At 67.6% G+C, this 11,716-nt stretch carries 13 protein-coding genes; 6 read left to right on the top strand and 7 right to left on the bottom strand.

What is annotated here, in order from left to right:
- The first annotated feature begins 25 nt into the window (after nt 1–25).
- Nucleotides 26–313, top strand: a complete 288-nt coding sequence (locus HLH28_RS05860; protein ID WP_182955865.1) for a DUF1330 domain-containing protein — start codon at nt 26–28, stop codon at nt 311–313.
- A 22-nt stretch (nt 314–335) separates the two neighbouring features.
- Here the strand turns inward: HLH28_RS05860 and HLH28_RS05855 are convergent, their stop codons facing one another.
- On the bottom strand, nt 336–1,316 hold the full coding sequence (locus HLH28_RS05855; protein ID WP_182955862.1) for a DMT family transporter: 981 nt from the start codon (nt 1,314–1,316) through the stop codon (nt 336–338).
- A 205-nt stretch (nt 1,317–1,521) separates the two neighbouring features.
- Between HLH28_RS05855 and HLH28_RS05850 the strand changes: the two genes are divergently transcribed.
- Nucleotides 1,522–2,022, top strand: a complete 501-nt coding sequence (locus tag HLH28_RS05850; protein ID WP_182955859.1) for an L-2-amino-thiazoline-4-carboxylic acid hydrolase — start codon at nt 1,522–1,524, stop codon at nt 2,020–2,022.
- A 13-nt stretch (nt 2,023–2,035) separates the two neighbouring features.
- Here the strand turns inward: HLH28_RS05850 and HLH28_RS05845 are convergent, their stop codons facing one another.
- From HLH28_RS05845 to HLH28_RS05835, 3 genes are all read right to left on the bottom strand, one after another.
- Nucleotides 2,036–2,251 (bottom strand): hypothetical protein, encoded by a 216-nt coding sequence (locus tag HLH28_RS05845; protein ID WP_182955856.1) that lies wholly within the window; start codon nt 2,249–2,251, stop codon nt 2,036–2,038.
- Nucleotides 2,252–2,373: 122 nt separating this feature from the next.
- The gene (locus tag HLH28_RS05840) at nt 2,374–3,330 is read right to left on the bottom strand and encodes a CHAD domain-containing protein (RefSeq protein ID WP_220789943.1); all 957 of its coding nucleotides are present in this window, start codon (nt 3,328–3,330) and stop codon (nt 2,374–2,376) included.
- Between the two features lie 127 nt (nt 3,331–3,457).
- Nucleotides 3,458–4,372 (bottom strand): LysR family transcriptional regulator, encoded by a 915-nt coding sequence (locus HLH28_RS05835; protein ID WP_182955853.1) that lies wholly within the window; start codon nt 4,370–4,372, stop codon nt 3,458–3,460.
- Nucleotides 4,373–4,520: 148 nt separating this feature from the next.
- On the opposite strand from HLH28_RS05835, the gene HLH28_RS05830 reads away from it, so the two are divergent.
- Both HLH28_RS05830 and HLH28_RS05825 read left to right on the top strand, forming a co-directional pair.
- Entirely contained in the window at nt 4,521–5,627 is a 1,107-nt protein-coding gene (locus HLH28_RS05830) for an alkene reductase (RefSeq protein ID WP_182955849.1), read from the top strand.
- A complete protein-coding gene (locus tag HLH28_RS05825; RefSeq protein WP_246395705.1) occupies nt 5,624–6,523 on the top strand; it encodes an NAD-dependent epimerase/dehydratase family protein in 900 nt (299 codons plus the stop codon). The genes HLH28_RS05830 and HLH28_RS05825 overlap by 4 nt, the downstream gene beginning before the upstream one ends.
- Nucleotides 6,524–6,661: 138 nt before the next feature.
- Here HLH28_RS05825 and HLH28_RS05820 read toward each other — a convergent pair whose 3' ends face one another.
- The 3 genes from HLH28_RS05820 to HLH28_RS05810 all read right to left on the bottom strand — a co-directional run bounded on the left by HLH28_RS05820 (nt 6,662) and on the right by HLH28_RS05810 (nt 9,090).
- Nucleotides 6,662–7,078 (bottom strand): tautomerase family protein, encoded by a 417-nt coding sequence (locus HLH28_RS05820; RefSeq protein WP_182955846.1) that lies wholly within the window; start codon nt 7,076–7,078, stop codon nt 6,662–6,664.
- A 39-nt stretch (nt 7,079–7,117) separates the two neighbouring features.
- A complete protein-coding gene (locus tag HLH28_RS05815) occupies nt 7,118–8,467 on the bottom strand; it encodes an aspartate aminotransferase family protein (RefSeq protein ID WP_182955842.1) in 1,350 nt (449 codons plus the stop codon).
- A 179-nt stretch (nt 8,468–8,646) separates the two neighbouring features.
- Nucleotides 8,647–9,090 (bottom strand): Lrp/AsnC family transcriptional regulator, encoded by a 444-nt coding sequence (locus HLH28_RS05810; protein WP_182955838.1) that lies wholly within the window; start codon nt 9,088–9,090, stop codon nt 8,647–8,649.
- 135 nt (nt 9,091–9,225) lie between these two features.
- Between HLH28_RS05810 and alr the strand changes: the two genes are divergently transcribed.
- Together alr and HLH28_RS05800 are read left to right on the top strand one after the other, a co-directional pair.
- Nucleotides 9,226–10,374: an alanine racemase gene (alr, locus tag HLH28_RS05805; protein WP_182955835.1), complete on the top strand. Its 1,149-nt coding sequence runs from the start codon at nt 9,226–9,228 to the stop codon at nt 10,372–10,374.
- Between the two features lie 46 nt (nt 10,375–10,420).
- Nucleotides 10,421–11,677, top strand: a complete 1,257-nt coding sequence (locus HLH28_RS05800) for a D-amino acid dehydrogenase (protein ID WP_182955832.1) — start codon at nt 10,421–10,423, stop codon at nt 11,675–11,677.
- Nucleotides 11,678–11,716: the final 39 nt, after the last annotated feature.

Below are 11,716 nucleotides of genomic sequence, written 5' to 3'. Positions count from 1 at the left end.
GCGGCCCCACCAGGAGGTTCGGGACATGTCCGCCTACATCGTCTTCACCCGCGAAAACACCACGGATCAGGCCGAACTCGACGCCTACATGAAGGCGGTCGCCCCCACCTTCGAGGGCCATCCGGTCCGGATTCTTGCCGCCTACGGCACCCAGGACGTCCTGGAAGGCACGGCGCCGGAAGGGGTCGTGATCGTGGAATTCCCCACCATGGCCGAAGCCCGCGCCTGGTACGACAGCCCGGCCTACCAGGCCGTCGCACAACGCCGGCACCGCGGATCGGCCTATCGCGTCGTCATCGTCCAGGGCACGTAAGGGGCGCGGCGGGGACCCAGCATCACGTCACCGCCGGGATGCGACCCGCCGCCAGCCGCTTGCGCTTGCCGGCGTACAGCAGCCCATACATGCCGGCGACGATCACGCCCAGGGCCGCGAGTTGATAGGGCCGCACCGGCACCTGCATGAACACCGCGCCGATCAGCATCGTCAGGGCGGGCGCCGGAATGGTGATCGAACTGGCGACCGATACATCGACATGCCGGACCGCATGGAACCAGGCCAGCAATTCCAGGTAGTAGATCGCCCCCAGCAGCAGGGCGAGTGCCTCAAAGCGCGGCGACATGACGTCCCGCAACCCCGCCTGCGCACCACCCGCCGCCAGCCACAGCACGAACAGGAAGCAGGTCGAGATCAACAGGCGGGAGAAAGTGACCTGCGCCGGCGTGATGGCGCTGCGGTCCAAGATTTCCTTCAACGCGACGTGCGCCACGCTCCATAACAGGGGGGTGCCCAGCGCCACCAGGAACCACAGGGACAGGCCCTCGATCCGGAAGGTGCCGTTGGTGGCCAGATACACCAGCGCCAGGATCATCAGCAGCGTGAAGAACAGCTCCAGGCTGCTCTTGCGCTTGCCCAGGAAGATGATCTCCCACAGCATCGAGAACAGCGGATAGGCCTGCAGCGCAATGGCGGTGGAGACCTCGCCCGCCTTGCCGACCGACAGCACGAACACATAGGTCGACAGGCCGAACATCATGCCGGTGCCCAGGGTCACGACATGCATCCAGCCGCGTGGAACGGTGGTCCTGATGCGGCCCAGGATCACGTCGGCGGCCTGCCCCTTGCGCCACACCAGCGGCAGAGAGCAGACCAGTTGCCAGAACGACATCAGCAACGCGAAGCTCAACGCGTCGGACCCGGCCGGACGGCTGCCCGAGATGATGGGCATGACCCCCACGATGGCCAGGCAGATGAAGGCGAACCCGATTCCCAGCGCTTCGCGCCTGTGGGCTTCGTGCCCGTGTGCCTGCTGCGACATGATTTTCCGCCTGCGCTACGATACGGCGCGGTGTTCCGCGTCGCGAAACGGCCCGCCCGACATCCGGATAGCGAAACGTTTTCACCTCGATAATATTGACCGCGCCGCACGACAATCGGAACATCGCCAGAACCGAAATATTGGGCCTGTTGCCGGACAGGCATGCACCGGGTGCGGGACACGGACCGGCGGAGCACAGGACGCCATGTCGACACAGCAGACCATGCCCATCATCGAACGCCGACGAATCGAGGCCGATATCCTGCGCTGCGTCCATGACGTGCTCGCAGCGTCCCACGGGGCGGAGGTCGCGCGCGACACGATCCGCGATGCGGTGACGCGCTCGGCCGTGGACCAGGGGGCGTCCTTCCGCGCGGCGCTGGGCCACATGCCGGACCTTGCCGATTTCGCCGAGGCCCTGCGCCTGTGGACGGCCGAAGGCGCGCTGGAACTGACGGTGCATGTCGCGCGGGCCGACATTCTGGAATTCGACGTCACCCGCTGCCGCTATGCCGAGATGTATCGCGCGATGGGTCTGGGCGAACTGGGGCCGCTGCTGTCCTGCAATCGCGACGGACAATTCTGCGCCGGCTATAATCCCGACATCGTCTTCACCCGGACCCAGACGATCATGGAAGGCGCATCCCACTGCGACTTCCGCTATCGTCTGGCGCCCGCCGAACCGCAGGCGCCATCAGGCGCCTGACGGCACCGGCCCGTCAGCTCGCGGCGGAGGCAAGGCCCGAAGTCACCCGGCGGCGGCGGAACTGTCCGGTGGCGATGTTCCGTGCCTCCTGGAAGGACGACATGATCTGGCCGTTCAGGGGACGCAGCCATTCATGAATGGCGCGAAACACCCGTGCGCCATCGCGCCGGGTCTGGATAAGGACCCCCACGAAGACGCCGTCGATCTCGACGATCTCGGATTTGAACATGACGCAGGTCCCTTCGTTCACGGCGATATGCCAACGGAAGACGTGCGTGCAAGAGCACAGGCCGGGCCCACAGGCAACGACAGCTGCAAGAACAGTTCGTGACAGTTCCATGACAGCCGGGGTCAGGCCCGCCAGAACACCGACTGGCGCCTGAATTTGCGCCACCGGGAATAGGTCCTGTCCTGCGTGGCGGCCTGGCGGCAGCACAGGAAGCCCGCCACGGCACCCAGCGTATGCTGGATGTCCGGTCCCGGTGCGGACTCGCCGATCCGCGACAGCAGGGCCCGGGTCGTCAGCACGTCGCTGTCCATGCCCAGCACGTCCTGCAGGCGTGACAGACGACGGATGTAGGGGGCCGCCCCGGTGCCGGGGGCGTGCAGGGACTCGAAGAATTCGGCGGTATAGCGCAGTTTCTTCAGGGTCAGGCGCAACCTGTGGCGCTCTTCGGCCGTCAGCAGCGCGAGGTCCCGCCCCTGACGGTTCGCCTTGCGGTGCAGGCGCGTCAGGTGACGTGCGGCGAAATCAGCGGCCGGTTCGTCCAGTGTTTCCTGGACCGCCGCCGGCAGGGGCGTGATCCATACCGCCCCGTCGATCATCTGTTCCAGCAGGTACAGGAACTGGCGGGCCTCGGCCCCATCCAGCGCCGCCCGCGCCTCCCCGGCCGCCCCTTCCCGCAGCGGAACCGCCAGCGGGCCCAGGACGCCCGGCGCATCGACCCCGACATGCGCCAGTGCGCCCAGGCCCGGCAGCGTCGTGTTCATGAAGACGTCCCAGTTGCGCGCACCGTTCAACGCATGGGCCAGTGTCCGGGCATGGCCCGACGCGCCGTCCAGCACCACATTGGGACTGTCACGCCGCAACAGGCCGGTCAGGGCACGAAAGCGCCGCAACGCCACGCGGACCTGATGGACCCCCTCGGAATTGCGCCCGTCCAGGGCGGCATCCAGATTGGCGGTCAGATGGGCATGGATCGCGCCGAGGATCGTGCATGCCGCCGTCCGGATCGTATCCCCATGACCCAGCACGATCGGTCCGGCCTTCCGGCTGTCGGGGATTGCGGACATCAATGTGTCGGGCATGACCCTGTTCCGTTTCCAGTGAGCCCACGGGCGTTCATGGTAACGGCAGGCGGCCGCGTTACCTATTGCCGATTGCGCGAACCGGCCCGGAGCCGCCGTCAGGACACGCACGCGTGGCCGTGCCGCATCAGGTCACGGCGGCATCGCGCAGGAAGGCCTGCATCCGGGGCACCATGAAATCCAGGAACAGGCGAATGCGCTGCGGCATGCGCTGGCCCCCCAAATACAGGGCGTGGACGTCTTCCGTTTCTTCCGGTCCGGCCTCCATCAGGACCTCCACCAGCCGGCCGGCCCGGATGTCGCGATGGACATGGAAATCGGCCAGGCGGCCCAGGCCCACACCCGCCAGCACCATGCGATGGACGGTCTCGCCGTTATTCGCAAGCAACGTGCCGCCGACGCTGCGGTCGACCAGGCGCCCTCCGTCGCGCAGCGGCCAGACCGGGACGGCGCGGCGGAAATTGAAGCCCAGGCAATTATGCGCCGGCAGATCCTCGATCGTGCGCGGTGTCCCGCGACGCGCCAGGTATTCCGGCGAGGCCACGATCATGCGCCGCGCGGTCCCGAGCTTGCGGGCCACCAGGCCCGAATCCCCCAGGGGCCCGACCCGGAACGCGATGTCGGTCCGATCCAGGTAAAGATCCACGATCTCGTCCGACAGCGACAGATCGACCACGATGTTGGGATAGGTCCGCCAGAATTCCGGCAGGAACGGTTCGATCCCCCGCACGCCGAATCCCACCGAGGCATTGATCCGCACCGTGCCGCCGGCATTGCGCGCCCCGTGGGCCAGTTCGCCCTCGATCGCATCCAGTTCGGACAGCAGGGCCACGCTGCGTTCGTAATAGAGCCGCCCCTCGTCGGTCAGGGACAGCCGCCGGGTCGATCGTTCCACCAGCCGGACGCCCAGCCGGTCCTCGATCCGGGCGACGAGCTTGCTGACGGTGGATGGGGTCATCAGCATCTGCCGCGCCGCCTCGGAAAAACTGCCGGCCTCGACCACCCGGGTGAAGACCATCATCTCGCCGGCCCGGTTATCCATCTACCCATCCGATCTGTGAAACATCCTCATAAATGATGTGCCCTTTCGCCGAATTATCAAGCATCGCCATGCGGACCAGATTTCGCGGACCACGCCACCCGGATGACAGGCAGAACTCCTGCTATCGTCCTGCAAGGAACCCGTTTCGATGGATCGTCTCTTCCAGCCGTTCCGCATGGCCGGCCATACGCTGCGCAACCGCATCGCGATGGCGCCGATGACCCGTGCGCGGACGCCCGACGGCGTGCCGGATGACCTGACCGCCCTCTATTACGCGCAACGCGCCACGGCGGGCCTGCTGGTTACCGAAGGCACGCCGATCTCGGCGACCGCCGAAGGCTTCCTGTGCATTCCCGGCCTGTACCGCGCGGAGCAGGTCGCGGGCTGGCGCAAGGTCACCGATGCCGTCCATGGCGCGGGCGGCGTGATCTTCACCCAGTTGTGGCACGTCGGGCGGGTCAGCCACGTCAGCAACCAGCCCGGCGGTGTCGCACCGGTCAGTTCGACGGCGCGGATCGCCCGCGACAGCCAGGCCTGGGGGATGACGGAAGACGGCGTGCCGGGCGCGGTCGATGTGTCGCGGCCCCGTGCGCTTTCGACCGACGAAGTGCGCGGCGTGATCGCCGATTTCGCGCAGGCGGCCGCCAATGCCCTCGCGGCCGGGTTCGACGGGGTCGAACTGCACGGCGCGAACGGCTACCTGATCGAGCAGTTCCTGAACCCGACCGTCAATGACCGCACCGACGCCTATCGCGGCGACACGCTGCAAGGGCGCACCCGCTTCGTGCTGGACGCGATCGACGCCGTCATCGCCCGCATCGGCGCCGAACGGACCGCCATCCGCCTTTCTCCCTATGGCGGGCTGTTCGACATGCAGCCTTATCCCGAGATCGAGGACACCTATCTGTTCCTGGCGGACGAATTCAGCAGGCGCGGCCTCGCCTATGTCCATCTGATGGACCAGAAATCACGCGGCAGCGTGGCCATCCCGCCCGATTTCCTCGGCCGGTTCCGGGCGCGTTACACGGGCGTGCTGATCCTGGCCGGGGGCATGACCCGCGACCGCGCCGCAACATTGACCGCCGAGGGGCTGATCGACATCGCCGCCTTCGGCGAGCCGTTCATCGCCAATCCCGACCTGGTGGCGCGGCTGGAACAGGGCTGGCCGCTGCGCTCCGCCGACCGCGGCCTGCATTACGGCGGCGGCGCGCGTGGCTACACCGACTATCCCACCTACCAGCAGGAAAGTGCATGACCATGAAGATCTTCGTTACCGGTGCCAGCGGCTATATCGGCGGGTCGGTCGCCGTCCTGCTGGGCGACAGGGGCCATGAGGTCCGTGGCCTGGTCCGTTCGCCGGACAAGGCGGCGGGCGTGGCGGCCCACGGCATCACCCCCGTCATGGGCACGCTGGACGACGCGGCCCTGCTGGCGGCAGAGGCCCGCGCCGCCGATGCCGTCATCAACGCCGCCGACAGCGACCATCAGGGCGCGGTCCTGGCGTTGCTGGCCGGGCTGGCGGGCACGGGCAGGCCCTTCATCCATACCAGCGGCACCAGCCTGGTCGGCGACGAGGCCATGGGCGAGCCATCGGACGCGATTTTCACCGAAGACACGCCCGTTACGCCCGAACCCGACAAGGAACACCGCGTCGCGCTCAACCGGCTGATCGTCGACGCCGCCCCCGGCGTGCGCACGATCGTGCTGTGCAACAGCCTGATCTATGGCAACACGCTGGGTGCACCGGCGCAGAGCGTGCAGATCCCGCCCCTGGTGGGGCAGGCGAAGGAAAGCGGCGTCGCCCGCTATATCGGGCGCGGGCTGAACATCTGGTCGAACGTCCATATCGCCGACATGGCGGATCTGTACCTGCTGGCGCTGGAAAAGGCCCCGGCCGGCAGTTTCTATTATGTCGAGAACGGCGAGGAATCGTTCGGCGCGCTGGTGGGTGCCATCGCCCGTGCGCTGGGCCTGGGGCCGGCGCAGTCCTGGCCGGCGGCGGAGGCCGTGGCCCGCTGGGGCCGTGAACTGGCGGTCTTCGCCCTGGGGTCGAACAGCCGCGTCCGCGCGGGCAAGGCCCGGCGCGAACTGGGCTGGGCGCCGACACGGCATTCGGTCACCGACTGGATCGAGGCCGACATGCCGCGCTGACCCAAGGCAAGGGCGTTGCCCTTGACCCACCAAAGGGCATAGCCCTTTGGAAACCCACGACTTTGTAAGAGAAAGGGATGCAAGGGCCTGGGCCCTTGCCGGGTTCGGGCGGAGCCCGACCTTCCCTGTTGGCTGGTATCAGGGGGCCGCCGGCTTGGCCGGGCCGGGCAGTTCCCCGGTCAGGAACTGCGCGCGGCCATGGCCGAAGGACCAGTGGGCGTCTTGGTTCTCGACCACCGAGATCATGACGTCGGACGGCGCGATGCCGCACGCCTGCTGCAACCGTTCGACCAGCAGGCGATAGAACAGGGCGTTCTTCTCGTCCCCGCGCGGGCGGCTGAACATCTGCACCAGCACCACGTCGCGGGTGCGGGGGATATCAAGTCCCGTATCCTCGACGATCATGCGCAAAGGCTTGTGTTCGGACACGATCTGGTAGCGATCGCCGGCCGGTACCTGGAAGGCCTCCAGCATCGCCGCGTGGGCCGCGTCCAGCAACGTCTTGATCTCGGCGTCGGAGCGGCCTTCGATCAGGTGAAAATGCAGCAAGGGCATGGATTTTCTTTCTTTTGGTCCAACGTGGAACAGGTGCGGTCAGTCGGCGGCCTGGATCAGCCGCCGCACGCCGTCGACCATGGCGTAAATCTGCTCCGGCGTGGAAATGAACGGAGGGCCGAAGGCGATGGTGTCGCCGGTGCAGCGCAGCAGCAGCCCCGATTCCAGCCCCTTCTCGAAGATCGACAGTCCCCGTGCGCCGGGTGCGCCGTCGACCGGCACGACGTCCACCGCCGCCGTCAGGCCGATATTGCGGATGTCAGAGACGAGGTTGAGTCCGCGCAGCGTGTGCACCGCTTCCTCCAGCACCGGTTCCAGGGCGCGCACGCGCTCCAGCACCGCGTCCTCCTCCATCACGTCCAGCACGGCATGGGCCACCGCCGCCGCCAGCGGATGGCCGGAATAGGTGTAGCCATGGCAGAACTCGATGGCGTTTTCCGGACCGGTCATGAAACTGTTGTAGATCTCGTCGCTGACGATCACGCCGCCCATCGGCACCACGCCGTTGGTGATCGCCTTGGCGAAGACGATCATGTCGGGCGTCACGCCGAAACGTTCGGCCGCGAAATTCGCGCCCAGGCGGCCGAAACCGGTGATGACCTCGTCGAAGATCAGCAGGATGCCATGCCGGGTGCAGATCTCGCGCAGGCGCTGCAGATAGCCGACCGGCGGCACGATGACGCCGGACGACCCCTGCACCGGCTCGACGATGACCGCCGCGATGGTCGACGCGTCATGCAGGGCGACCAGGCGCTCCAGGTCGTCCGCCCGGTCGGCGCCCCAGTTCGGCTGCCCGCGTGAAAACGCCATGTGGACGGGATCGTGGGTATGGCGCAGGTGATCGACGCCCGGGATCATGGCGGTGGCGAACATCTTGCGATTCGGCACGATACCGCCGACGGACATGCCGCCGAATCCGACGCCGTGATATCCCTTTTCCCGCCCGATCATGCGGAAGCGGTTTCCCTCGCCGCGCAGGCGGTGATAGCCAAGCGCGATCTTCAGCGCCGTATCGACGGATTCCGATCCCGAATTGGCGAAGAAGACATGGTTCAACCCCTGTGGCGCCCGCTCGGCGATCCGCCCGGCCAGGCGGACGGTGACGGGGTTGGTCACCTGGAAGGCCGTGCAGTAATCCAGCGTTTCGGCCTGGGTCTTCAGCGCCTCGACGATCCGGGGATGACCGTGGCCCAGCGGGGTGCACCACAGGCCCGACAGCGTGTCGAACAGTTCCTCGCCCGCCTCGGTATAATAATAGGGGCCCTTCGCACGCGCCATGATGCGCCGCACGGGGTTGGCCTTCATCCGGCGGTTGGCGGAAAACGGAAGCCAGTACGCCCCGTCCGTCACGGCGGCCGGGCAGTCGAAATCGTCGGAAAGCTGCGTCATTGTGCGATCCCGTATCCTGATACCAGGTGACGCGCGCCGTCCCGGTCCGGATGTCCGAAATCGATACGCGCCCGACCAGTATCAGGCGTCGTTTCGTATCCGCATATATACAGTTCGCGGCGTTCCGCACGAACCTGTACCGGTCCGTGAACCTGTACAGGTTCCGGGGCCGGCCGGCGCTATTTCCGTACGACCGACCGGATCGAAAAATTGCTCTGGATCTGCGCGACGCCAGGCATGCGCGACAGTTCTTCCTTGTGGATGCGTTCGTAATCGGCGGCGTCGCGCGCCACCACGCGCAGCAGGTAATCCGCATCGCCCGTCATCAGATAGCATTCGCGCACGTCGGGACATTCGCGAACCCGGGCCTCGAACCGGCGCAGGCACTCCTCGGTCTGGCGCTCCAGGGTGATCTGCACGATCACGGTGGTCGCGCCGTGATGCGACCGTTCGTCGATGATCGCGCGATATCCGCGGATCACCCCCTCCTGTTCCAGTTGCCGCACCCGGCGCAGGCAGGCGGACGGCGACAGGCCGACCTTCTGCGCCAGGTCGGCATTGGTCATTCGCCCGTCCTGACCCAGATGCCGCAGAATCGCCTCGGTCACCTTGTCAGAAATCATGAGGCCACATTCCACCATCCCGTCGCATGATGATGCGATATTCGGTCCCTGCGCGGCATATCATGCGATTGATCGGCAGGAAATGCCGTCCCCTCTCCGGTAAGATCGGACCAGTCCCCCGAACCGGAGCGCCGCATGCCCGTTCCTTGCGCTATCGAGACAGGCTGGCCCCGCGCGCGGGCCGGTGCCGTCCTGACCATCGACCTTGCGGCCATCCGCGCCAATTACCGCCTGCTGCGTGCCCGGGCCGGGGGGGCGGAATGCGCCGCGGTGGTCAAGGCCGACGCCTACGGGCTGGGCGCGGCACAGGTGGCCCCGACGCTGGAGGAAGAAGGGGCACGTACCTTCTTCGTCGCCCATATCGACGAGGGCATCGCCCTGCGCCGCCATGTCTCGCCCGGTGCGCGGATCATCGTCCTGCACGGCGCCCTGCCCCAGACCGAGGACGAGTTCGTCCGGCACGACCTGGTGCCGGTCATCAACGATATCGACCAGCTGCGCCGCTGGCGCGCGCAGGCGGCCATGCTGGCGCGCCCGCTGCCGGCGGTCCTGCAACTGGATACCGGCATGTCCCGCTTCGGCCTGGCCGAGCGCGACGTCCACGCCATTGCCGACGATCCCGACGCCCTGCGCGGAATGGACGTGCGCCTGGTCATGAGCCACCTGGCCTGCGCCGACGATCCGGCCGACCCGGCCAGCGGCCGGCAGCGCGTGCGGCTGCTGCATCTGCGGGGATACCTGCCCCGCGCGCCGGCCAGCCTGTCGGCCTCGTCGGGCATTTTCCTGGGCCCGGACTTTCATTTCGACCTGGTCCGTCCCGGCGCCGCCCTCTACGGCGTGGCGCCCAACGCGACGCGTCCCCATCCGCTGCATCCGGTGGTGCGGCTCCAGGCCCGGATCCTGCAGACGCGCACGATCGGCCCCGACGACGGGGTGGGGTACGGGCTGACCTACCGTCCGGTGTCGCCGCGACGGATCGCGACCATCGCCACCGGCTATGCCGACGGGTTCATGCGCAGCGGCGCGCAGGACGGCTGCGCGTGGCTGGATGGCGTGCGCCTGCCGGTGCTGGGCCGGATTTCGATGGATTCGATGACCGTCGACGTCACCAACGCGCCCGAACGGCTGATCCATCCGGGTGCCATGGTGGACCTGCTGGACGCCCGGCGCGGCGTCGACGACGTGGCGCGTGCCGCCGGCACCATCGGCTACGAAATCCTGACCGCGCTGGGTCACCGCTATCACCGCGCCTACGTCGCGGAACCCGCCCCGGCCAGCTTCTGACATCCCACTGAAACGGCCGTTCCGCGGCCCCGAAAAACGGACAGACATGAAAATCATCATTCTCGGCAGCGGCGTCGTGGGCGTGACGTCCGCCTGGTACCTGGCCCAGGCCGGCCACGAGGTCACGGTCGTCGACCGCCAGCCGGGCCCCGGACTGGAAACCAGCTTCGCCAATGCCGGACAGGTCTCGCCCGGCTATTCGTCGCCGTGGGCGGGGCCGGGCGTGCCGCTGAAGGCCATCCGCTGGCTGATGATGAAGAACCGGCCCTTCGTCTTCTGGCCGATGCCGGATCCGAAACAATGGCGCTGGATGGCGCAGATGCTGGAAAACTGCACCACCGCCGCGTACGATCGCAACAAGGGGCGCATGGTGCGCCTGGCGGAATACAGCCGCGATGTCCTGCGCGACCTGCGGACCGCCACCGGCATCACCTATGACGACCGGCAGCAGGGCACGCTGCAGGTCTTCCGCACGCAGAAGCAGCTGGACCACATCGCCGACGACACCCGCGTCCTGGATCAGTACGGCGTCCCCTACGACGTCCTCGACGCGGCGGGCTGCATCCGGGCGGAACCGGGGCTGGCGCAGGCCCAGGGCAAGATCGTCGGCGGCCTGCGCCTGCCGGGGGACGAAACCGGGGATGCGTTCCAGTTCACGCAGCGCCTGGCCGCACTGGCAGTCCGGCAGGGCGTGACGTTCCTGTACAACACCGCGATCCGGTCGCTGCAGCGCGACGGCACGCGCATCTCGGCGGTCGTTACCGACAAGGGCACGCTCCAGGCCGACGCCTACGTGCTGTCGCTGGGCAGCTTCTCGCCCGCGATGGTGCGGGCGCTGGGGCTGGACCTGCCGATCTATCCGATCAAGGGCTATTCCATCACCGCCCCGATCGTCGATGCGGCGCGCGCGCCGGTGTCCACCGTGATGGACGAGACGTTCAAGATCGCCATCACCCGGCTGGGCAACCGCATCCGCGTGGGCGGCACGGCCGAACTGGCCGGTTTCAGCACGTCGCTGCGCGCCCCGCGCCGCGCGACCCTGGAACATTCGCTGACGGACCTGTTCGCGGGCGCGGGCGACGTGCCGGCCGCCACCTTCTGGACCGGCCTGCGACCGATGACGCCGGACGGCACGCCGATCATCGGCCGGACGGATATCGGCAATCTGTTCCTCAATACCGGCCACGGCACGCTGGGCTGGACCATGGCCTGCGGATCGGGCCAGGTCCTGGCCGACATAATGTCGGGCCGCGCGCCCGACATCGCGCATGAGGACCTGGCCCTGGCCCGCTACCGGGCCTGACCAACAGGCGGGGCCTGCCGGCCCCGCCTGCATTGCCAT

Origin of the sequence: Gluconacetobacter tumulisoli (assembly GCF_014174155.1) — a bacterium.
Classification (GTDB): domain Bacteria; phylum Pseudomonadota; class Alphaproteobacteria; order Acetobacterales; family Acetobacteraceae; genus Gluconacetobacter; species Gluconacetobacter tumulisoli.
Note: the sequence above shows the minus strand (reverse complement) of the source record. Positions and strands in the feature narration are given on the sequence as shown.